Origin of the sequence: Actinosynnema sp. NPDC002837 (genome assembly GCF_040295345.1) — a bacterium.
Classification (GTDB): domain Bacteria; phylum Actinomycetota; class Actinomycetes; order Mycobacteriales; family Pseudonocardiaceae; genus Actinosynnema.
In genome coordinates this window covers 1-20,712 of record NZ_JBEOVG010000130.1, presented here as the reverse complement: position 1 = coordinate 20,712, position 20,712 = coordinate 1, and the positions used below count along the sequence as shown (strand labels likewise).

Here is a 20,712-nt window from a genome sequence, read left to right as displayed (position 1 = left end):
TTCGCCCCCCCTTTTTTTTTTTTTGTGTGTTTTTTTTTTTTTTTGGTTTTTTTGTACTTTTTTTTATCTTCGTCTCTGTCGGCGGGGGGGGGGGCGGGGGGGTGGGCCGGACGTGGCCACTGCCGAGGCGCCGCCTCACCCGGCCGCGGCGAACTGGGCCGCGTACAGGCGGTGGTACGCGCCCTCGGCGGCCATCAGCTCGTCGTGGCTGCCCTGCTCCACGATCCGCCCGGACTCCATCACCAGGATCACGTCGGCGTCCCGGATCGTCGACAGCCGGTGGGCGATGACGAAGCTCGTCCGCGACGACCGCAGGGCCGCCATGGCGTGCTGCACCAACGACTCCGTGCGGGTGTCCACCGAACTGGTCGCCTCGTCCAGGATGAGCAGCGACGGGTTGGCCAGGAACGCCCGCGCGATGGTCAGCAGCTGCTTCTCACCGGCGCTGACGTTCGTCGCCTCCTCGTCGATGACGGTGTCGTACCCGTCCGGCAACGTGCGCACGAACCGGTCCACGTAGGTGGCGCGGGCCGCGGCGATGATCTCCTCCTCGGTGGCCGAGGAGTTGCCGTAGGCGATGTTGTCGCGGATCGTGCCGCCGAACAGCCACGTGTCCTGCAGCACCATGCCGGTCTGCGCCCGCAGGTCCTCCCGCTTCAACGCGGTGATGTCCACCCCGTCCAGCGTGATGCGGCCCGCGTCCAGCTCGTAGAACCGCATGATCAGGTTCACCAGCGTCGTCTTGCCCGCGCCGGTCGGGCCGACGATCGCGACCGTCTGCCCCGGCTCGGCCACCAGCGACAGGTCCTCGATCAGCGGCTGCTCGGGCCGGTAGGAGAAGCTCACGTGCTCGAACTCCACCCGGCCGCGGCGTTCGGCGGGCAACGACGCCTCCGCCGGGTCCGGCTCCTGCTCCTCGGCGTCGAGCAGCTCGAACACCCGCTCGGCCGACGCGACGCCGGACTGCATCAGGTTCGCCATCGACGCCACCTGGGTCAGCGGCTGGGTGAACTGGCGTGAGTACTGGATGAACGCCTGCACCTCGCCGAGCGTCATCGCGCCGGACGTGATGCGCAGGCCGCCCACCACCGCCACGGCCACGTAGCTGACGTTCGACAGGAACATCATCATCGGCATGATCAGGCCGGACACGAACTGCGCGCCCATCGCCGAGCCGAGCAGCTCGTCGTTGCGGCGCTTGAACTCCGCCTCCGACTCGCGCTGCCGGCCGAAGACCTTCACCAGCTGGTGGCCGGTGAACGCCTCCTCGATGTGCGCGTTCAACGCGCCGGTGTGCTTCCACTGCGCCACGAACAACGCCTGCGACCGCTTGCGGATCCGCCCGGTCGCCACCACGGAGATCGGGATCAGCAGCAACGCGATCAGCGTCAGCAGCGGCGAGATCGTCAGCATCATCACCAGCACGCCGATGACCGTCAGCAACGACGTCAGCAGCTGGCTCAGCGTCTGCTGCAACGTCGTCGACACGTTGTCGATGTCGTTGGTGACGCGGGAGAGCAGCTCGCCGCGGGGCTTGCCGTCGAAGTAGCGCAGCGGCAGCCGGTGGATCTTGTCCTCGACGTCGGAGCGCAGCCGGAACACGAAGCGCTGCACCACGTTGTTCAGCACCCGGCCCTGCCACCAGCCGAACGCCGACGAGATCAGGTAGAGGCCCATCACCCACATCAGGACCGTGGCGAGGGCGGCGAAGTCGACGCCCGCGTCCGTGCCGCGCATCCGGCCGAGGACGCCCTCGAAGATGATGTCGGTGGCGTGGCCCAGGATCTTCGGCCCCGCCACGGCGAACGCCACGCTGATGACGCCGAGGGTGACGACCGCCAGCAACGCGATCCGCTCGCGCCGCATGCGCTGGACGAGCCGGCGCGCCGACGGGCCGAAGTTCTCCGCCTTGCCCATCGGCATGCCCATGCCGGGCATGCCGCCGCCCATCCGCGGCGGTGGCGGGGTCGCGGGGCGGGGAGTGGTCGTGGTGCTCATGCGGCCTGCTCCGAGGTCAGCTGCGACTCGACGATCTCCACGTAGGTGGGGCAGGAGTCCAGCAGTTCGTGGTGGGTGCCGATGCCGACGACGGTGCCGGCGTCCAGCACCACGATCCGGTCGGCGTCCAGGATCGTGGACACGCGCTGGGCGACGACCACCACGACGGCGTGCCGCGTGTGCGGTCGCAGCGCGGCGCGCAGCCGTGCGTCGGTGGACAGGTCCAGCGCCGAGAAGGCGTCGTCGAACAGGTAGATGTCCGGTCGGCGCACCAGCGCGCGGGCGATGGAGAGCCGTTGCCGCTGGCCGCCGGAGACGTTCGTGCCGCCCTGGGCGATCTCCGCGTCGAGCCCGCCGGGCATGGCCTCCACGAAGTCGCGCGCCTGCGCGATCTCCAACGCCTCCCACAGCTCGTCGTCGGTGGCCTCGGGCCTGCCGTAGCGGAGGTTGGACGCGACCGTGCCGGTGAACAGGTACGGCCGCTGCGGCACCAGCCCGATGCGCGCGCACAGCGCCTCGGTGTCGATCTCGCGGACGTCCGCGCCGTTGACGAGCACACCGCCGCCGGTCACGTCGATCAGCCTCGGCACGAGGTTGAGCAGCGTCGTCTTGCCGGTGCCCGTGCTGCCGATGATCGCGGTGCGGTGACCGGCCTCGGCGCGGAAGCTGATGTCGCGCAGCACCGGCTCGTCCGCGCCGGGGTAGCGGAACTCCGCGCCGCGGAACTCCACCGAGATCTTGCTCGGCAGCTCGAGCAGCGGCGAGGTCGGCGGCCGGACCGACGAGTCGGTCTCCAGCACCTCGTTGATCCGCTCGGCGCTCACGGCGGCACGCGGGATCATCATCGAGATGAAGGTCGCGAACATCACCGCCATGAGGATCTGCATCAGGTAGCTCAGGAACGCCGTCAGCGCGCCGATCTGCATCTCGCCGGTGTCCACGCGGAACGCGCCGAACCACAGCACGGCCACGCTGGAGGCGTTGAGCAGCAGCATCACCACCGGGAAGATCAACGCCTGGAGCCGGCCGACGCGCAGCGCGGTGTCGGTGAGCGCGCCGTTGACGTCGGCGAAGCGCCGGGTCTCGGCGCGCTCCCGGACGAACGCCCGCACCACGCGGATGCCGGCCAGCTGCTCGCGCAGCACCCGGTTGACCTCGTCGATGCGCTCCTGCATCAGCCGGAACTGCGGCACCATGCGGATCACGATCAGGCCGACCGCGATCGCCAGCGCGGGCACGCAGACGACGAGCAGCCACGACAGGCCGACGTCCTCGCGCAGCGCCATCACGATGCCCGCCACGCACATGATCGGCGCGTTGACCAGCATCGTGCAGCCCATCACCACGAGCAGCTGGACCTGCTGCACGTCGTTGGTCGTGCGGGTGATCAACGACGACGGGCCGAGCGTGGCGACCTCGCGCGCGGAGAACTCGCCGACGCGGTGGAAGACGGCCGCGCGGACGTCGCGGCCGAAGCTCATCGCCACGCGGGCGCTGTAGTAGACCGCGCCGATCGAGGAGACGATCTGGATGATCGACACGCCGACCATCCAGCCGCCGGTGGACAGGATGTAGCCGGTGTCACCGGCGGCGATGCCGAAGTCGATGATGTCGGCGTTGAGGCTCGGCAGGTACAGCGAGGCGACGGTGCCGATCAGCTGTAGCACGAGCACGACCGTCAGTTCACGTCTGTACGGCCGCAGGTGGGCACGCAGCAAGCGGCTCAGCAACGGTGTTCCCCCATAAGAAACGGATCGTGTCTAACATGTGCAAAGGTAGACCCGTGCGATAAGGAACGCAAAGTATCTAAAGGCTGGGTAAAGGCTTCGTCCGGTCGGGGTTCATGGACTCATGGTGACGGGCTCGTGGGTAGGGGGCTCGTCGGTGGCGGGCCCGGCGAGGTTCGGTGAGAGGGCAGGGTGACGGTGACGAAGTCGCGTCGACGTGGGGCGGAGCTGGAGCGGGCCATCCTGGACGCGGCGTGGGACGAGCTGCGCGAAGTCGGCTACGCGAGGCTCACCATGGAGGCGGTGGCCGCCCGTGCCGGGACGAGCAAGCCGGTCATCTACCGCCGGTGGGGCGGTCGGGCGGAGCTGGTGCTGGCTGCGTGGTTCCGCAACCTGCCCGCGGAACCCGAGCCGCCCGACACCGGCACGTTGCGCGGTGACCTGCGCACCCTGTTCGGCCGCATCGCCCGCCGGGCCGACTCGATGATGAACGAGATGGTGGCGGGCGTGATGGGTGAGGCGTTCCGGCACCCCGAGGTGGCGGCCCTGCTGGGTGAGCGCCTGACCAACCCGACGCCGCTGACCGAGGCCGTGTCGACGATCGTGGACAAGGCCGTGAGCCGGGCCGAGCTGCCGCCGGTCGAGCTGCCGCACCGGGTGCGGCGGCTGCCGCTGGACCTCATCCGCAACGAGTCGATGACCTGCGGCGCCCCGGTGAGCGAGGAGACCGTGGCGTCGTTGGTGGACGACGTCTACGTGCCGTTGCTGCACGGGTTGGCGGCCCTCCAGGAGGACGGGTGATCAGGCCCGGGTGACGCGGGCCAGCGCGCCGGTTTCGAGGGCGATCCAGAGGGCGCCGTCGGGGCCCGGGGTGATGCCGTGCGGTTCCGCGTGGGGCGCGGGGAGCGCGTGGGACTCCACGGCGCCGTCGGTGGTGATCACGCCGACCCGGTTGGCGCCCCACTCGGTGAACCAGAGGTCGCCGTGGCCGTCGGCGACGATGGCGTGCGGGCGTGAGGCGCGGTCGGGCAGCGGGAACCCGGTGATCTCGCCGTCGGTGGTGATCCGGCCGATCCGGCCGGCGGCGATCTCGACGAACCACAGCGCGTCGTCCGGGCCGGCGCAGAGGCCGACCGGTCCGGCCGCGTCCGCGGGGAGCGGGTGGACGGTGACGGCGCCGTCGGTGGTGATCCGGCCGATGGCGTTGGCCTGGTTGAGCGTGAACCACATCGCGCCGTCGGGGCCCGCGGTGATGGCCGACGGGAACGCTCCGGTGAGCGGGAGCGGGAACTCGGTGATGTCGCCGTCGGTGGTGACGCGGCCGATGCGGTCGGCGTTGATCTCGGTGAACCACAGCGCGCCGTCGGGGCCCGGGGCGATGCCGTACGGGCCGCAGTCGGGGGTGGGTGGGGTGAACTCGGTGATCTCGCCGCCGGTGGTGATGCGGCCGATGCGGTGGCTCTGGTACCCGGTGAACCAGAGCGCGTCGTCCGGACCGGTGACGATGATGGTCGGCCGGCTGTCGGGGGCGAGGTGGTGGGTGGTCGGGGCTCCGCCGGGCGCCAGTCGTCCGATCCCGCTGCCCCGCACCAGGGTGTACCACAGCGCGCCGTCCGGGCCGGTGGTGATCGCGTAGGGGCCGCTGTCGTGGTCGGCGACGAGGTGGGTCTCGATGCTGACGGCGTGGCGTGGCGTGGCATGGGGAGGAGTCGTTTCCTTCGAGGTCGGTGTGCGCACGTGTACGCAGCGTCCCGTCGGGGTAGTCCGGACGGGCCGTGTGCACGCGTGTCTACACGGCAGGTCGGCTTCGGCCGGCTGGGTCAGACTGGCGCGGAAGGTTGAGCAAACCAGCCTCCGCGCCGGTCTGACCACCCATTTCCGGTCCCTCAGGCCGCTCGTTCAGCCGGACGTGCAGTTCAGGTCGGGGTCCGGGACGGACGGGCCGTTGGCGGTGAAGCCGAAGGTGGTCGAGCCGTCCGCGGGCAGCTTGCCGTTGTGGGCGGCGTTGGTGACGGTCACCGAGTTCTCGCCCAGGTCGAGGGTGCCGTTCCACAGGTTGCTGATCGCGTGGCCGGACGGGCGGGGCCAGGTCACGGTCCACCCGGTGAGGGCGCGGCCACTGGCGTTGCGCACGGTCACGTGGGCCTGGTAGCCGCCGGGCCAGGAGTTGGTGATCTCGAAGCGGGCGGTGCAGGTGCGCGGGGCGGTGCTCGTTGCGCTGGTGGTGGTGGCGGCGTTGGTCGTGGTGGTCGCGCTGGTGGTGGTCGCGCTGGTAGTGGTGGTGGGGGTGCTGGCGGGGGTGCTCGCCGTCGTCGTTGTCGTCGTGGTGGTGGTCGTGGTGGTGTCGTCCACGGCCGGTTGGGCGTTGCCGGTCGAGTCCGTGCGGGCCAGCGAGTTGCCGATCACGATGCCGGTCGCGACCAGCACGACGGCGCCGGCCACGAGCGCGAACCGTCGCCACGGCACGCGGCGCTGGGCGGGTAGCGGGCGGGTGTCGCCGTTCTGCGAGGCGCTGGGCTGGGGGTCGCCCGGCAGCGGCCGTCCTTCCACCACCGCGCCCAGGAGGCCGTGCAGCTCGGCCATCGTCGGCCGTTCGGCCGGGTCTCGGCGGAGCACGCGTTCCAGGACGTCGCCCAGCCTGCCCTGGAAGCGCATCGGCGCGACCTCGCCGTCCGCGATGCGGCGGAGCAGGGCGTACGGGTTGTCGGTGGTGCCGAACGGCGGGTGGCCCTCCAGCGCGGCGTAGAGCGTCGCGCCCAGGGCGTACACGTCGGAGGCGAACACGGCCTCCTGGCCGGCCGCCACCTCCGGCGCGAGGAACGCGGGCGTGCCGACGACCACCCGGGCGTCGGTCACGGTGTGCTCGCCGATCGCCCGGGCGATGCCGAAGTCGGCGATCTTCGCGGTGCCGTCCTCGGCCAGGAGGATGTTGAACGTCGTGACGTCCCGGTGCACGATGCCGTCGGCGTGGGCGGCGGTCAGCGCGGACGCGACCTGCCAGCCGACGCCGGCGACCAGCTCCTCGGGCAGCGGGCCGCGTTCGTCGACCAGCTCGGCCAGCGTCTTGGACGGCAGGTACTCCATCACCAGGCAGGGTTTGCCGCCGTGCTCGACGACGTCGTGCACGGTGACGGCGTGCGGGTGCCGCAGTCGTGCGGCGACCCGACCCTCCCGCACGATCCGCTCGACCGCGCTCGGGGAGTCGGCCGCGTTGAGGAGCTTGACCGCGACGGACCGCCCCAGGCGCTCGTCGCGTGCCCGCCAGACCACCCCGGCCGCCCCGCGCCCGACCAACTCCACCAGCCGATACCGCCCGGCGATGACCTCGTCCCGTTCCGACACAGCCAGAAGCTACTTGCCCGGCCGACCACCCGGCCAGCTCCGGTGATCGGGACAGGGGTGGCGACGGCGTGTCGAGAGCACCCGCCGGGCGCGGCCGGCAGCCCGCTGACCTGCGCCGGGACGGCCGCCGGCGTGGTGGGCGATAGGCCGGGTGCTTCGTCGACGTCGCCGAACGGGCACCGACGACCATGCCGCCTGGGCGCGTCGGATCGCGCGGAGCTCCGGGCGTGACAGCGAGTGAACTACCACGGTGGGGGATACGCGCGGGCCGCGGAGGTCGTCGCGCACCGGCGCCCCGGACCGGCCGGTGGCGCCCGCCTCGCCGGCAACCGGGCCCATGGCGTGAACGCGACGATCGAAGCCAGGTTCTCCGCCGGGGTGCCGTGGCCGATCGGCATCATCAGCCACGACCTACCGATCCAGGCCGCGCATTTCCAACCCGACTACGGCGCCGACGGCATCATCCTGAAACCGGAGTTCTTCGCCGAGGTGGACGACGGCCCGGTCACGCTCACGTTCCACTTCTGGAGCGGCGCCACGACCGCCTACCGCATCACCAAGACCGGCGACGTCGTCACCGGCAACCCCGGCTGACCGGGAACGGCGGGTGCCGCCGCGGCATCCGCCGACTCCGCTGCCCGGTCTCACCACAAAGCTCGTCTCACCAACCTGAAAAAGCCGGGGGAGCGACGCACTCCTTCGCCGCGACCCAGGCGGGGCGGGTGGTCAGTACCAGCGCTGGTTCGCGCCGCCGTGGCAGCTCCACATCTGCACGACGGCCCCGTCATTCGGGTTCCAGTCCTTGACGTCGAGGCACTTGCCGTTCATCTCACTGCGGATCATTCCGGCGTCCACGTACCAGCGTTGGTTGGAGCCTCCGTGGCAGCTCCACATCTGCACGACGGCCCCGTCGCTGTTGTTCCAGTCTCTGATGTCGAGGCACTTGCCGTTCATGTCGCTGCGGATCATCCCGGCGTCGCCGTACCAGCGCTGGTTGGCGCCGCCGTGGCAACCCCACAGCTGGACGGTCGCGCCGTCGTTGTTGTTCCAGTCCTTGATGTCGAGACACTTGCCATTCATCTCGCTCCGGACCATCACGCCGGTCACCGCTTGCGCCGGAGCCGACAGCATCATGGTGCCGCTGAGCACGACGGCGGCAAGGCTGAACACCGCAACCAGCATCCTCGACCTTTTCATGGCCTTCCTCAGGGTGTGGGTATTCTCGAGTGAGAATGTTCGAGCGATCGCGGTGATCGGGTTCGATCAACCGCGACTCGTCCGACCCTGGGACGTTCCGGCCGTGCTCGGCAATCGCTCTCCGTCGAACGGGTGTAGGGCGCTACCGGGTCGAGCTAAGAGCTTTCACCATGATCTCCGAAAATGACCCACGGTGAAGCCGTGCAGGGTGATGTCGGGCGGCCGACCGCGCCGGCTCGCACGCCCACGGGGTCCGGGTGGCAGCGCCCGACCCGGGGTTGACATTGTCGCATCCTATGACTCATCGTGTTGAGACAAAGGTTGTGACATTGGGAGGTGGCGCATGCGCCAGGGAGATCACCCGGAGGCCGGGCGGTGGCTGGCCCGGCACGGCTTGGCCGACGCCGAGCCGACCCCGCTGCTCGCGGCACGGCTGGCGGTGCGACGGCGTGCCAACCTCGCCAACAGCGTCCTGCTGGCGGCGTTCATGATCGGTGCGGCACTCACGCACGCGTTGACGCTGCCCGCCGACGTCACGTCGTCCTGGCCGGCGCTGCTGGTGCTCACGGCGTTGGTGGTCGGGTTGCTGGTGGCGCAGTGGCTGCTCGGCTGGTGGGTGCGGCGGGTCGACCGGCGGGCGGGCGCACGACTGCCCCGGCGGGTGGCCCACCCGGTCCAGCTCGGGTGGCCGGCGGTGTTGGGCCTGCCGCACGCCGTCTTCACGGTCGCCGGCTTCGCCGGCGCGTTGCTGCTCGCGGTGAGCGTGCTGCCGGTTCCGGACCCCGGCCTGCGGTCCGGGGCGGTCATCGTGCTGATCGGCCTCGTGGGCGCCGCCGCCGGCACCGTCATGCAGTTGCGCCAGGTGCTGGCGAGCCCGGCCGTGGCGGAGGACGAGGCGTCGCTCACGGCCGACGTCGTGATGCGGGTCGAGGACGCCCGCGCCGTCGTCACCCCCAGCCTGGTGTGGTTGCTGCCGGTCATCTTCCTGTACGGGGACTCGCTCGGCTGGTGGAACGCGGTCTCGGTGGCGCTCCTCGTGGTGGGCGCCGTCGTGTTCTCCCTGATCCAGGTCCGGTCCGCGGGCGTCGGTGCGGCGGCCCGGCGAGCCATGGCGACCCGGTGATCGTCATCGACGCGGCCTCGCCGACGCCGCCGTACGAGCAGCTCCGAGCCCAGCTCGCGAGGCAGATCCAGGACCGCGCGCTCGCCGTGGGCACGAGGCTCCCGACGATCCGCCGGCTCGCGGCCGACCTCGGCCTCGCCGTGAACACCGTCGGTCGGGCGTACCGGAAGCTGGAGGAGGCCGGGCTGATCGAGACCCGCGGGCGGGCCGGCTCGTACGTCGCGGCCGCCGGCGACCGCGCCCTCGAACAGGCCCGCCGCGCCGCCCTCGACTACGCGGCGGTCATCGCGAGCACCGGCATCGATCCCACCGAGGCGATCCGGATCGTCGAGGCGGCCCTGGGCCGTGCCGCGACACCGTGAACAGCGGAAGGCGAACCTGCGACGACCGGCAGCGCTCTTCGCCCGCACACCACCGATCCGCGGTTCACGGCCGGGACGTGGTCGTGCGTCGGGTGCGGCTACCGTGGGCGCCTTCGGTGAGGCGGCGGAGGTGGTGGTGGACGGGGACGACGTGGCCGGGCACTCGAACACCGTCTCCGGTCCCAGCGACTTCGTCCTGCAGTCGCGCGACATCCACGGCGGCGTGCACCTCACGACCGCCGCGCCCGTGCGGCAGCCCCGGCAGTTGCCCCTGTCGACCGGCAACTTCACCGGTCGCGAGCCGGAGCTCGCGGAGCTGGACGCGCTGTTGGGCGGCGGCACGTCCGGTGTGGTGATCTCCGCGCGGCGGATTCGATCTTGGTGTCGATCTGCTCGATGAACGGGGTCATGGTCAGCACGACGAACGGCACCGACGGCACGAGGTTGGCCACGATGACGCCGGTCATGCTGCCGGCCAGGTGGAACTTGTAGAGCACGGTGGCCAGGGGGATGCCGTAGGTCATGGGCGGCATCAGGATGGGCAGCAGGAACAGCAGGGTGAGCAGCTTCTTGCCGGGGAAGTCGCGGCGGGCCAGGGCGTAGGCAGTGGGCACGCCGATCAGCACGGAGATCACGACCACGGCGACGGAGACCTGCAACGTCACCAGCAGCACGTCGAAGAGGTCGTACTCGCGCCACGCCATCACCGTGACCGGCGCCGGCCGCACCGTCACCGTGCAGGCGGTGGTGAACAAGCCGATCACCGAGCCCGCGGGCGGTTTCGTGGAAGCGGGCGGCTACGTCTCCATCGAGGCCGACCACTACACCAAAGCCGTCGACGGCAACGGGATCACCTGGTCGCGCCTGCCCGACATCGGCCGTACCGGGTCGGGTATGCGGCCCAGCCCGGTGACCACGGCCGACCAGACACCGGGAGGCGACGGCGCACGCCTGGAGTACCAGGTCAACCTGACGACGACCGGACCGGTCACGGTGTGGGCGTACCTCTCGCCCCGCAACAACGTGCGTCCCGGCGACGGCGTGAAGTACGCGATGTCGATCGACGACCAGGCGCCCCGGACGGTCGACATCACGACTGCGACGCGTGCCGACGACACGACCATGAACAAGGGCTGGGAGGTCAACGCCCTGGAAGCCGTCAACCGCACGTCCACCACGTTCACGGTCACCTCTCCCGGCGTGCACACGGTGAAGTTCTGGGTGGTCGACCCCGCCGTGGTGCTGCAGAACCTCGTGGTCGACACCGGCGGCCTGAAGTACAGCTACCTGGGCCCGCCGGAGAGCCACCGGGTGTCCGCGGGCGTGGTCCCCACGACGTGACCACGCGCGGAAGGGTGGGAGGCGACGCAGCGCCTCCCACCCGCCCGGGCATCAGATCGTGCCGGTGATCGTGGCCTTGACCGCGAGGGCGGCGCCGGAGCGGGCCCATTCGCTGTGGTCGAACGGTTGCACGTCCAGGTCGATCAGGGCGGGGTCGTCGTCGAAGGTGTCCTCGATGCCGTCGTGCACCAGTTGCGTCGACACGTCGTACAGCGGGAGTCCCTCGCCGGTGAGCAGCACCTTCTGCGGGTCGACGGCGTTGGCGACGGTGCCGATGAGCACGCCGAGCGCGTAGCCCGCCTCGTCGAACACCTGCCGGGCCTGCGGATCGCCCGCGCGGACCCGGTCGAGAGCCTCGTCGTAGGCGGGGTTGCCGGTCAGCCGCCGCAGGATCACGTGCGTCAGCAGGTAGCTGGAGACGCAGCCGCTCCGGCCGCAGCCGCACAGCGGACCGCTCGCGTCGACCAGGGTGTGGCTGAAGCAGGGTGGCAGGCCGTGCGCGCCTTCGACGAGGCCGCCGTTGACGATCAGCCCGGTGCCGACGCCCGCGCCGACGGTGATCACCGCCATGGATCTCAGCCCGGCGCCGGGGCCGAACCAGTGCTGGGCGGCGGTGAGCGCCTGCACGTCGTTGTCGATCGCGGTGGGGATGCCGGTGGCGCGGGTCACCGCCGCCTTGAGCGGCACGTGGGTCCAGCCGAGGTGCTCGTCGCGCACGACCACACCGTGGTGGGTGACCCCGCCGAGCGTCACCCCCATGCCGGTCGGGGTGGGGAAGCGGGCCGCCACGTCGGCGATCTGGTCGATTACGTCGGCGGGGTCCTGGGAGCGCAGCGGCTCCTGGGTGGTGGCGACGGGGGTCGTGGTGAGGTCGGTCATCGTGGCGTGGAGCCGTTCGGCGGTCAGCTTCACGCCGAGGAAGTGGTGGGCCGCGCCCCGCACGTGCAGCATCTCCGAGGGCCGCCCCGCCGAGGCGCGGGGTCGCGTGTCGCCCTCGACCAGCAGTCCCTTCGCCACCAACGACCTGGTGACCCGGGTGAGGGTCGGCCGGGACAGGCGCAGCCGGTCGGCGATCTCGGCCCGCGACAGCGGCCCGTGGACCAGCACGTCCAGCAGCACGTCGCGGGCGATGACGGCCAGGTCCGGCCACGTGGGGGTGGTGCGGGCGCCGGCTTCCGAGGTCACCGGCCGACGATACCGGGGCTCGGGACCTCGGTGATCACCGAGGATCACGCCAACGGACACCCGCGCCGCGGACCGACCGAACCGCTCACGGCTCGGCGGAGTCGCCACCGCAGAGCCAAGGCACGGTACCCGAGTTCGAGCGGCTCGCTACGAGAACAGCCACACCGACACCCGCTACGCTGACCTGCGCCGCATCACCCCCTGTCCGACACCGACAGCGCGCCGGCAGCGGCGACCGGGCCGCCTGCGCCCGCAGAAGTCAGTCGTCGTCCGGGAAGGACAGAGATGGTCGTCATCCGCCCCTGCCAGGAAAATGACCTCGCCCTGCTGCGCGAGCACATCCCCACGCCCGGCCAACCCGAGCGTCACACCACCCGGTTCGAACGCCAACAGCACGGGCACAGCACATTCCTGATCGCCTGGGCGGACGACGTGCCGGTCGGGGCAGGCGAAATCCTCTGGCGTGGCTGCTCCGCCCCGGAGATCAACCAGCACTACCCCGACTGCCCCGAACTCAACGGCCTGGACGTCTGGCCGCCCGAACGCCGGTCCCAGGGCATCGGCACGGCCCTCATCGCCGCCGCGGAGGACGTCGTCCGCCAACACGGCCACCACCGGATCGGCCTGGGCGTCGACGATGGGAACCCCCGGGCAGCGGCCCTCTACCTCCGGCTCGGCTACCGGGAAACCGGCCGCCACTACCTCGATCGCTACGCCTACACGGACAGCGACGGAACCCGGCACGATGTCGCGGACCCCGCGCGGTTCCTGGTGAAGGACCTCCAGCCTGCCCGCACACCGCCATCCGCGACGACATCACCGCCAACCTCGACGCCGTCGAACGCCTCGAATCCCGCTTCCCCGGCCTGGACCTGGTCATCATCGAGAGCGGCGGCGACAACCTCACCGCCACCTTCAGCCGCGGCCTGGTCGACCGGCAGGTGTTCGTCGCCGGCGGCGACAAGGTGCCCCGCAAGGGCGGCCCCGGCGTCACCACCGCCGACCTGCTGGTCATCAACAAGACGGACCTCGCCGAGCACGTCGGCGCGAACATGGCGGTCATGGTCTCCGACGCCCACCGCATGCGCCGCCACCGACTGCCCGTGATCACGCAATCCCTGGTGCGAACCCCCGACGCGCCCGACGCGCCCGACGTGGCCGACTGGGTCCGCGCCTGCCTGAGCCGACCGGCCGACGCGGCGTCCGCCCACCTCACGAGCACGGCGTGAGGGCTTGCGCGCGCCTGGTGGTCGAACGGGACCGCACCGGCCGCAGCGTCGTGCGCGAACTGCGGTCGGTGTCCCCGCTCACCCTCATGCCCAGCCCACCCGGCCGACACGACGGCGACCCCGACACCGCCCTGGTGCACCTCGTCGGCTCCGCCGCGGCCCCGTTGGGTGGTGACGACCTGGACCTGGAAGTCCACGTCGGACCGGGCGCCGGGCTGCGCTTGCAAGGCATCGGCGCCACCCTCGCGCTGCCCGGTCCGCACCCCGGCCCCAGCCGGATGACCACGAGGTTCCACGTCGCCGAAGCCGGCCGGCTCGACTACCGCACCGAGCCGACGATCGTCGCCGCCGACGCCGACCACCACACAGAGCTGCTCGCCGACTTGGCCCCCGACGCACGCCTGCGCTGCCGGGAGATCGTCGTCCTGGGTCGCACCGGCGAACCACCCGGGCGCTTCACCGGCCTCACCCGCGTCCGCCGCGCCGACACCACCCTGCTGCACCAACGACTCGACCTCGGCAACCCCGACCTGGACCACACCCCGGCCCACCTCGCCGGCCACACCGTCATCGCCGGCGAACTGCTCGTCCGGGGCGACGACCCCGCCGAACCGGCCGGCGGCGACTGGTGGTCCCTCGTCCCGCTGGCGCACGGAGGATCCCTCGCCACCGCGCTGGCCCACGACGCCCTCACCGCCGAACGCCTGCTCACCACCGCACTGGCAACCCTGTGCCGCTCGGAAGGACATCGCTGCGGGCCGAACGGCGCCTGTGCGCTCGGTGACGAGTCCGTGAGGCGGCACGTGCGCGGGTGACACCGGGCTGCGGGTGTCCGCCGTGCCGGGCCCGCGTCGACCCAGCGTGCCGGCGAGTTCAGCGGTGGGCGGTCGCGGCGGCGATCAGGACGATCAGCTGGCGGCGGAAGTGGTCGTAGTCGTCCACCGCGCCGAGCAGCGCCTCCGACTCCTGCTCCTCGCGGCGGGCGGCGGTCAGGACGTCCCGGCCGGTCGGGGTGATCTCGACCAGGGTGCGTCGGCGGTCGCGGGCGTCGGAGCCGCGGGTGACGTGCCCGGAGCGGTCCAGCCGCTCGATGGTGCGGCTCATGGTCTGGTCGGTCACCTTGCAGAGCGTCGCCAGCTCGCGCTGGGCGCGCGGGCCGTCGGCGAGGTGGTGCAGCGCGATCAGGCCCGCGTGCGTCAGGCCCAAGCCGTTCAGCACCTCGTCGAACCGGCTCTCCACGACCCGCGCCGCCACCGACAGCAGTCGCCCGGTCGGCCAGGAGTCGATGTCGGCGCGCACCTGGTCCGGCCGGTGCGACACCTCCTGCTCGTCCCCTTGGCCCACACGACCATCTTCGCAGAGCGGTCCGAGGGGCAGTTGTTCAGCCTGCTGAGCGTTTGCCATGATGTTCAGCGTGCTGAACATCGTGCGTGGTCGCAGTGGGCTGCTCGTGCTCGGGGTGATCGGGAGCTTGGCGCTCACCGGCCTGGTGTGGCTGTTCGGGCAGCGGCTGCACGGGATCGCCCTGCTGCCCGACCAGGGGGCCTCCTGGTACTACTGGAAACTGCCCGAGCCCACCTTCTGGACGCGTGCGTCGGCGTGGACCGGCTACGTGGCGCACCAGGTCGTGTCATGGGGGCTCATCTACTACGCGCAGACCAGGATCCGCCGCTACACCACCGGCCTGCACCGGGTGAACGTCGTCGCGCTCGCGGCCAACGGCGCGTTCATCGCCCTGCACGCCGTGCAGACGCAGATTTTCTACGACGGCATCGCCCAGGACGTGTCGATCTTCAGCTCGCAGGGCTCCGTCGTGCTGCTGCTGGTGGCCGTGCTGCTGATGGAGAACAAGCGGCGCGGGCTGTTCTTCGGCCGGCGGGCCCCGATCTCGGCCGACGTCGTGGACTTCGTGCGGCGGTACCACGGCTACCTGTTCAGCTGGGCCGCGATCTACACGTTCTGGTATCACCCGATGGAGTCGACCAGCGGGCACCTCATCGGGTTCTTCTACATGTTCCTGCTGCTGTTCCAGAGCAGCCTGATGTTCACCGCCGCCCACACGAACCGGTGGTGGACGCTCACGCTGGAGCTGATGGTGGCGCTGCACGGCACGCTGGTCGCGGTGATGAACTCCGGACCGGATGGGATCTGGCCGATGTTCCTGTTCGGGTTCGTCGGCATCTTCGTGATCACCCAGATGCACGGCGTCGGCCTGAGCACGGCCGCGCGCTGGTGGGTCGCCGGGACCGTCGCGGTGGCGGTGGCGGCCGTCTACGCCTGGCGCGGCTTCGACCGCGTTGACGAGGTCGTGCGCATCCCGGTCATCGAGTACCTGCTGGTGGCCGTGCTCGCCCTGCTGATCTGGGCGCCACTGCGCCTGGCCCGCGGGCGGGCTACCGGAACCTCCGGCCGGTGACGGGCGGTCGGACGTCGGCGGCGGAACCCGGCGCGCCGCACCCGCTATTCCTATCGTTGCGCCGCCACCGGATCCTCGGCCGAATGGCCGCAGGCGCACCTCTTCGGAGTGCTGCCGCGCCGCTGTCGCGAGCCGAAGAAGATCACGAAACAGGCAACTACCGAAAAGTGCGGTTCTATACCTGCCGGCCCGCCGTACAGTCCCGCTACCGCGATGATCAAGCGTCGTCGTTACTTCGCATGCGACGGCAATTGTAATAGGGGTAGGTCATGCCTGGAGGTGAGATGTGGGTGAAAATGAACACGGGCGGCGGAACTTGCGGATCCTGGCGGTGCTCTTCGCTGTCTCCTGTGCACCGTTGACGTTCTTGGACCTGGAGGTCGCCAGCCAGCTCGCGGGCGCGCTGTCGTTACCCCTGGCCGTCGCCTTGGCCGCGCTCTCGGGAGTCTCGGCGTCGGCAGGAACAAGTGCGCTGTTCCCGTGGCGGCGTGTCCTGATCGTTTCGGCGGTCGTGATCGCGGTGCTCGGGATCCTGACCGTCGGGTACGCCGTGCGGGAGAACACGAAGGACCTCGACGTCGCCCTCTCCGGCCACGTCAGTGCTGCCGGGGTGCCGTGGACGGATGGTGGAGTCGCGACGTTGGTGTTCCCGGAGTCGCACCGTCCGCCACGGCGGGACAACTTGACCCTGGTCGTGTCCCTCCGCAACGTCCGAGATTCCGGAGATTGCGAGAACACGGCGCTGCTCGACTTCATTCCCGTCCTCGACGGGAAAGAGGGGCAGGCGATCAGCGTTGCGCCGAGGACCGAGGTGACCCTCCCGCTCGGCGGCGCGCAAACCGCGGCGCAGGTCAAAGTGGTCGTCCACTACGAACCGGCGAACGCACCGTGCAAGGTGCTGATGCAGATTGACGAGGCGGTGCTCCATGATTAACTGGTCCGCGCGCGTGCTGAGATTGTCTGTCGTGCTGGTCGTCCTGCTCTCGGCGTGCACGTCCACCGAAGAGCCGTCGTTCCCGTCGGTCGTCAACGTTGGTTCTGCGCCGAGTTCGCCCGGGTGGGGGTTCAGGGACCACACCGGAACGCGCAGTGGGTTCGACCACGACCTGACCGAATGGTTGGGCAGTGAACTGAACTTCGATCCGGTCGAAGTCGACGTCGTGACCGAGAATCGTGAGAGGGATCTCAAGAACAACACGGTCTCGATGGTCATCGCCAACTACTCGATCTCCGACCACCGGCTCAAGCAGGTGGAGATCGTCGGACCGTACATGCGCACCCAGCAAGGTGTCATGGTGCGAAGCGAGGATGCGGGCCTGTACCGCTCGGTCGGTGACCTGCTGGGAAAGACGGTGTGCGTCACCAGCGGGTCGACCTCACTGGACCAGGTGAAGAACGACCTGGGGGTCAAGGTGACCATCGTGCAGAAGAAGGTCTACGAGGACTGCCGCCTGGCTTTGCACGCGGGCGACGTGGACGTGGTGTCGACGGACCAACTCCTGCTGTACGGCATGGCCAAGACGGACAACGGCGTGACGATCCCCGCCAACATCGTTTTCGGCAAGGAGGAGCGATACGGTGTCGGCTTGCCGCTGGGTGACAAGGTCAGGTGCGAACTGATCAAGGGGAAGCTGAGGAAGTTCATCGTCGACGGCTTGTGGGACAACTTCTTCAGGGGGAACCTGCCCAACGTCTCGCCCGACAGCCACAGGCCTGACCCGAATCGTCTGAGCGAGTGCCGTTCCGCTCCCTCGACCACTTAGCGGATCGGCGTGTCCCGGGCCGGCCGGCTGTGCGCCGCGGTCGGGAGCGGCTACTGCATGTTCGCGATGTGCTGGTGCGCGGGGGAGGCGGTGCACGAGTAGAACTGCAGCTTGTAGCCGCGACCGATCATCAGCAGCGTCGGCTCGTTGGCGGCCGGGAACCGCTGCGGGTCGGCTGCGGTGTCTTCGAACGGCCGCCAGCTCGTCTCGCCGCCCCACTCGGCGGAGTCGAGGGTGAGCAGCGGTCGGACGTCGGCGCCGCAGTCGGGGCAGGACATGGGGAAGGGGTCGGTGACGCTCCACGGCGCGTGTCCGCCGACCTTGCAGCCAGGGGCGACGGACAGGTCGAACTGGTAGTCCGGGCCCTCCCACGACTTGACCTGCTCGGCCAGGTCCTCGGGCAGGGAGAGCCGGGCCGGGTACTCCGTCACCTCCTCCGGGTCCAGTACGCACGGCTGCGGGAGGTAGTGCTCCTCGACCGCGGCCGGTCGTGGCGGGTCGGTCAGCGGATCCGTGACGTCGGCGGCGACCCGCCAGCGCAGCACCGTGCTCGGCAGGTAGCCGTCGTCCTCGTGGTCGAACGGGCACCACAGCACCTGCAGCAGGTCGGCGCCGTCCGGGCGGGGGAGACCGGGGACGTCGCGCGCGTGCAGCTGGGCCACCGGCACCATCGGCGTCGGTCCGTCCTGCGCGATCTCCGCGCCGGAGTCGACGCGGTCGACGACGACCTCTTCCTCCTCGGTCAGCAGGTCCGCGCCGTCGGGACGCGGTCGCGCCCACGCCTGCGCCAGGATCCGCCGCCGTGCCACCACGTCGGGCACGGTGGCGCCGTAGAGCGTGGGACCGGCGTGTTCGGCACAGGTCGGCCAAGGCTCCCCCGCGGGCCACAGCAACGGGCCGCCGATCGAGCTGTCCGCCGAGGTCGGTTCGCCGGGCCGGGGGTGCAGCCGCGTGGCGGTGCGCGCCAGCGGCGCCAGGCGGGGCAGGAGTGCCGCGACGTCGACCGGACGTGGCGGGGTCGTGCGGACCATGGCGGAGAGGGTATCCGCGCCCGCGGTCCCATGTCCGCGCCACCGCGACGAAGGGCCTCGTGAGTTCGGCATCGAGGTCCGCGGCGAGGGTGGCAGACTTGATCGTCGTGGTCGCGGACGACACGGTCACGGAGGTCGGGCTGCACCAGGTGCGAGCCGAGGCCTGCGGGTGAACAACCGGACGGGGAGCCGATGATCGACCACGACCTGCGGCGGGAGGCGGAGACCGAGCTGCGGCACCGCATCCTGCCGTTCTGGCTCGGCCTGGTGGACCACCAGCACGGCGGCGTGCACGGGTACGTCGACGCGGACTTGGTGGTGCACCACACGGCCGACAAGGGCGCGGTCATGGCGTGCCGGTTCCTGTGGACCTTCTCCGCCGCCTACCGCGCGTTCGGCGACCTGTCGTACCTGGCCGCCGCACGTGACATGTACCGGTTCGTGACCGGCCGCCTCGTCGACCCCGTGCACGGCGGGGTGTTCTGGTCCGTGGACCACACCGGCGCGCCGGCGGACACCGACAAGCACGTCTACGCCCAGGCGTTCGCGCTCTACGCGTTGAGCGAGTACCACCGCGCGACCGGCGATCCGGGTGCGGCGGCGAGGGCGGCGGAGGTGTACGGGATCGTGACGGGTGTCGGTTTCGACCCGGCCAGGGGCGCCTACCGCGAGCAGTTCGACCGCGCTTGGACGCCGAAGCCCAACGCCCTGCTCGGTGAGGCGGAGCTGGCCGACGTCACGATGAACACCCACCTGCACGTGCTGGAGGCGTTGACCGCTTATCACGCGGTGGCGCCGTCGCCTGCCGTGGCCGGTCGGATCGCGGCACTGCTGGAGACGTTCCGCGACCGGTTCTACGACCCGCGCCGCCGTTCGCTGCGGGTGTTCCTGGACGCCGACTGGCGTGAGCTGGGCGAGGTGATGTCGTTCGGCCACGACGTCGAGGCGAGCTGGCTGATCGACGAGGCGTGCCGGGAGATCGGCGCGGACCTGCCGGACGCCGTGGTCGGACTGGCCGAGGGCACGGCGGAACGGGCGGTGCTCGCCGACGGCGCGGTCGCCAACGAGGCGGTCGCGGGCCGGGTCGACGCCACGCGGGTCTGGTGGGTGCAGGCGGAGGCGGTCGTGGGCTTCCTCAACGCGCACGAACGCACCGGTGACCGGTCGTTCCTCGAGTTGGCGCGCGGCACCTGGGACTACATCACCGCCAACGTGGTCGACCCCCGGCCGACCGGCGAGTGGCTGTACGCCCGGGACGCGGACAACGTGCCGCTGCGCAAGGAGGCGGCCGGTCCGTGGAAGTGCTGCTACCACAACGGACGCCTGTGCCTCCAGCTCGTGGAACGCCTACCGGTGCGACTCTCTTGAGCGAGTGCTCGACCTCGACCAGGACATCGACGCCTACCTGACGTCGTGGCACGTGCCCGAAACCGGTGGCCGGCGGGTCGTGATCACGCCGCGGCAGCTGTCGGCGCGCACGGCGGGCCTGACCTACAACTTGTTCCGCGGCTTCGGCAGCCACTACGCGGTGCTGGAACAGCTGCTCGAAGACGTCACCGGTGACGGGTTCGCCGACCTCGTGCGGACCACCGTCCTCGACCCGCTCGGCATGGCCGACAGCAGCTTCGACCAGGCGTTCCCGCCTGCACACGTGGCCCGGCACCCGGACGAGCGTCGCGGTGCTGACGAACAACGACGCTGCGAACGAGATCCTGTCGGCCCTCTTCGCCGCCGCCGAGAGCCGTTACGGCAGGCCGACCCCGGTGGAGCCGGTCGCCGTGACCGGGACCTACGAGCTGCGCGGCGGCTACCTGATCCACGTGGAGGACACCGACGGACGCCTCACCGTGACCGTTTCGGGCCAAACTCCGCTGCCGCTGGAGGCGTTGCCCGGCGGTCGGTTGCCGACCGACTGAGGGCAGCGCCGGGGCCCCCCGGGCGGGGGGGCGGCCGGCCCGCCCGCGGGGGTTCGGGGGGGGGGGGTGTGGGGGGGGGGAC

20 protein-coding genes and 2 pseudogenes are annotated in these 20,712 nt (G+C 70.7%); 13 read left to right on the top strand and 9 right to left on the bottom strand.

Annotated elements, in window-relative coordinates; genetic code table 11:
- Window positions 1-135 precede the first annotated feature (135 nt).
- Window positions 136-1,998 (bottom strand): ABC transporter ATP-binding protein, encoded by a 1,863-nt coding sequence (locus tag ABTZ99_RS42120; protein WP_498778187.1) that lies wholly within the window; start codon window positions 1,996-1,998, stop codon window positions 136-138.
- Window positions 1,995-3,728 (bottom strand): ABC transporter ATP-binding protein, encoded by a 1,734-nt coding sequence (locus ABTZ99_RS42115; protein ID WP_499618664.1) that lies wholly within the window; start codon window positions 3,726-3,728, stop codon window positions 1,995-1,997. Before ABTZ99_RS42115 ends, ABTZ99_RS42120 begins: the two co-directional genes overlap by 4 nt.
- Window positions 3,729-3,923: 195 nt before the next feature.
- Here ABTZ99_RS42115 and ABTZ99_RS42110 point away from each other — a divergent pair, with 195 nt between their 5' ends.
- Window positions 3,924-4,526 (top strand): TetR/AcrR family transcriptional regulator, encoded by a 603-nt coding sequence (locus ABTZ99_RS42110; RefSeq protein WP_498778179.1) that lies wholly within the window; start codon window positions 3,924-3,926, stop codon window positions 4,524-4,526.
- On the opposite strand, the gene ABTZ99_RS42105 is transcribed toward ABTZ99_RS42110, so the two are convergent.
- Together ABTZ99_RS42105 and ABTZ99_RS42100 are read right to left on the bottom strand one after the other, a co-directional pair.
- The gene (locus ABTZ99_RS42105; RefSeq protein WP_499618661.1) at window positions 4,527-5,462 is read right to left on the bottom strand and encodes a Vgb family protein; all 936 of its coding nucleotides are present in this window, start codon (window positions 5,460-5,462) and stop codon (window positions 4,527-4,529) included.
- Between the two features lie 162 nt (window positions 5,463-5,624).
- On the bottom strand, window positions 5,625-7,067 hold the full coding sequence (locus tag ABTZ99_RS42100; RefSeq protein ID WP_498778172.1) for a protein kinase domain-containing protein: 1,443 nt from the start codon (window positions 7,065-7,067) through the stop codon (window positions 5,625-5,627).
- 237 nt (window positions 7,068-7,304) lie between these two features.
- On the opposite strand from ABTZ99_RS42100, the gene ABTZ99_RS42095 reads away from it, so the two are divergent.
- Window positions 7,305-7,661: a hypothetical protein gene (locus ABTZ99_RS42095; protein ID WP_498778169.1), complete on the top strand. Its 357-nt coding sequence runs from the start codon at window positions 7,305-7,307 to the stop codon at window positions 7,659-7,661.
- Window positions 7,662-7,793: 132 nt separating this feature from the next.
- Here the strand turns inward: ABTZ99_RS42095 and ABTZ99_RS42090 are convergent, their stop codons facing one another.
- Window positions 7,794-8,249, bottom strand: coding sequence for an RICIN domain-containing protein (locus ABTZ99_RS42090; protein WP_498778167.1), 456 nt, complete (start codon window positions 8,247-8,249; stop codon window positions 7,794-7,796).
- Between the two features lie 358 nt (window positions 8,250-8,607).
- Here ABTZ99_RS42090 and ABTZ99_RS42085 point away from each other — a divergent pair, with 358 nt between their 5' ends.
- Both ABTZ99_RS42085 and ABTZ99_RS42080 read left to right on the top strand, forming a co-directional pair.
- Window positions 8,608-9,387: a hypothetical protein gene (locus ABTZ99_RS42085; protein ID WP_498778163.1), complete on the top strand. Its 780-nt coding sequence runs from the start codon at window positions 8,608-8,610 to the stop codon at window positions 9,385-9,387.
- On the top strand, window positions 9,384-9,749 hold the full coding sequence (locus tag ABTZ99_RS42080) for a GntR family transcriptional regulator (RefSeq protein ID WP_499618658.1): 366 nt from the start codon (window positions 9,384-9,386) through the stop codon (window positions 9,747-9,749). Before ABTZ99_RS42085 ends, ABTZ99_RS42080 begins: the two co-directional genes overlap by 4 nt.
- Before the next feature lie 287 nt (window positions 9,750-10,036).
- Here ABTZ99_RS42080 and ABTZ99_RS42075 read toward each other — a convergent pair whose 3' ends face one another.
- Window positions 10,037-10,483, bottom strand: a complete 447-nt coding sequence (locus tag ABTZ99_RS42075) for an ABC transporter permease (protein ID WP_499618657.1) — start codon at window positions 10,481-10,483, stop codon at window positions 10,037-10,039.
- On the opposite strand from ABTZ99_RS42075, the gene ABTZ99_RS42070 reads away from it, so the two are divergent.
- Window positions 10,458-11,090, top strand: a complete 633-nt coding sequence (locus tag ABTZ99_RS42070; protein ID WP_498778155.1) for a hypothetical protein — start codon at window positions 10,458-10,460, stop codon at window positions 11,088-11,090. The genes ABTZ99_RS42075 and ABTZ99_RS42070 overlap by 26 nt on opposite strands.
- A 51-nt stretch (window positions 11,091-11,141) precedes the next feature.
- Here ABTZ99_RS42070 and ABTZ99_RS42065 read toward each other — a convergent pair whose 3' ends face one another.
- Window positions 11,142-12,275 carry an ROK family transcriptional regulator gene (locus tag ABTZ99_RS42065; RefSeq protein WP_499618655.1) on the bottom strand — a complete coding sequence of 378 codons (1,134 nt, stop codon included), beginning with the start codon at window positions 12,273-12,275 and terminating at the stop codon, window positions 11,142-11,144.
- A 402-nt stretch (window positions 12,276-12,677) separates the two neighbouring features.
- Between ABTZ99_RS42065 and ABTZ99_RS42060 the strand changes: the two are divergent.
- Window positions 12,678-13,504, top strand: a pseudogene (locus tag ABTZ99_RS42060) (GNAT family N-acetyltransferase); the annotation flags it as partial.
- Complete coding sequence (locus tag ABTZ99_RS42055; protein ID WP_499618653.1) at window positions 13,501-14,319, top strand: urease accessory protein UreD; 819 nt, start codon at window positions 13,501-13,503, stop codon at window positions 14,317-14,319. The pseudogene ABTZ99_RS42060 and the gene ABTZ99_RS42055, both read left to right, overlap by 4 nt.
- Window positions 14,320-14,377: 58 nt before the next feature.
- On the opposite strand, the gene ABTZ99_RS42050 is transcribed toward ABTZ99_RS42055, so the two are convergent.
- Window positions 14,378-14,848, bottom strand: a complete 471-nt coding sequence (locus ABTZ99_RS42050; RefSeq protein ID WP_499618651.1) for a MarR family winged helix-turn-helix transcriptional regulator — start codon at window positions 14,846-14,848, stop codon at window positions 14,378-14,380.
- A gap of 70 nt (window positions 14,849-14,918) precedes the next feature.
- On the opposite strand from ABTZ99_RS42050, the gene ABTZ99_RS42045 reads away from it, so the two are divergent.
- The 3 genes from ABTZ99_RS42045 to ABTZ99_RS42035 all read left to right on the top strand — a co-directional run bounded on the left by ABTZ99_RS42045 (window position 14,919) and on the right by ABTZ99_RS42035 (window position 17,683).
- The gene (locus ABTZ99_RS42045) at window positions 14,919-15,920 is read left to right on the top strand and encodes a hypothetical protein (protein ID WP_499618649.1); all 1,002 of its coding nucleotides are present in this window, start codon (window positions 14,919-14,921) and stop codon (window positions 15,918-15,920) included.
- 367 nt (window positions 15,921-16,287) lie between these two features.
- Window positions 16,288-16,854: a hypothetical protein gene (locus ABTZ99_RS42040; RefSeq protein WP_499618647.1), complete on the top strand. Its 567-nt coding sequence runs from the start codon at window positions 16,288-16,290 to the stop codon at window positions 16,852-16,854.
- Between the two features lie 31 nt (window positions 16,855-16,885).
- Window positions 16,886-17,683, top strand: coding sequence for a transporter substrate-binding domain-containing protein (locus ABTZ99_RS42035; protein WP_498778143.1), 798 nt, complete (start codon window positions 16,886-16,888; stop codon window positions 17,681-17,683).
- A gap of 50 nt (window positions 17,684-17,733) precedes the next feature.
- Here ABTZ99_RS42035 and ABTZ99_RS42030 read toward each other — a convergent pair whose 3' ends face one another.
- Entirely contained in the window at window positions 17,734-18,714 is a 981-nt protein-coding gene (locus ABTZ99_RS42030; RefSeq protein WP_499618645.1) for a hypothetical protein, read from the bottom strand.
- A gap of 192 nt (window positions 18,715-18,906) precedes the next feature.
- Here ABTZ99_RS42030 and ABTZ99_RS42025 point away from each other — a divergent pair, with 192 nt between their 5' ends.
- The 3 genes and pseudogenes from ABTZ99_RS42025 (at window position 18,907) to ABTZ99_RS42015 (ending at window position 20,630) form a co-directional block, all read left to right on the top strand.
- Entirely contained in the window at window positions 18,907-20,082 is a 1,176-nt protein-coding gene (locus ABTZ99_RS42025; RefSeq protein ID WP_498778138.1) for an AGE family epimerase/isomerase, read from the top strand.
- Between the two features lie 4 nt (window positions 20,083-20,086).
- A pseudogene (locus tag ABTZ99_RS42020) lies at window positions 20,087-20,341 on the top strand (serine hydrolase); the annotation flags it as partial.
- Window positions 20,342-20,393: 52 nt separating this feature from the next.
- Window positions 20,394-20,630 carry a hypothetical protein gene (locus tag ABTZ99_RS42015; RefSeq protein WP_498778206.1) on the top strand — a complete coding sequence of 79 codons (237 nt, stop codon included), beginning with the start codon at window positions 20,394-20,396 and terminating at the stop codon, window positions 20,628-20,630.
- The last annotated feature ends 82 nt before the right edge of the window (window positions 20,631-20,712 follow it).

Excerpts from the sequence above, each read along its gene's own strand:
- ABTZ99_RS42025 (WP_498778138.1), top strand. The coding sequence starts at position 18,907 with ATGATCGACCACGACCTGCGGCGGGAGGCGGAGACCGAGCTGCGGCAC.
- ABTZ99_RS42090 (WP_498778167.1), bottom strand. The coding sequence starts at position 8,249 with ATGCTGGTTGCGGTGTTCAGCCTTGCCGCCGTCGTGCTCAGCGGCACC.
- ABTZ99_RS42120 (WP_498778187.1), bottom strand. The coding sequence starts at position 1,998 with ATGAGCACCACGACCACTCCCCGCCCCGCGACCCCGCCACCGCCGCGG.
- ABTZ99_RS42085 (WP_498778163.1), top strand. The coding sequence starts at position 8,608 with ATGCGCCAGGGAGATCACCCGGAGGCCGGGCGGTGGCTGGCCCGGCAC.
- ABTZ99_RS42030 (WP_499618645.1), bottom strand. The coding sequence starts at position 18,714 with ATGGTCCGCACGACCCCGCCACGTCCGGTCGACGTCGCGGCACTCCTG.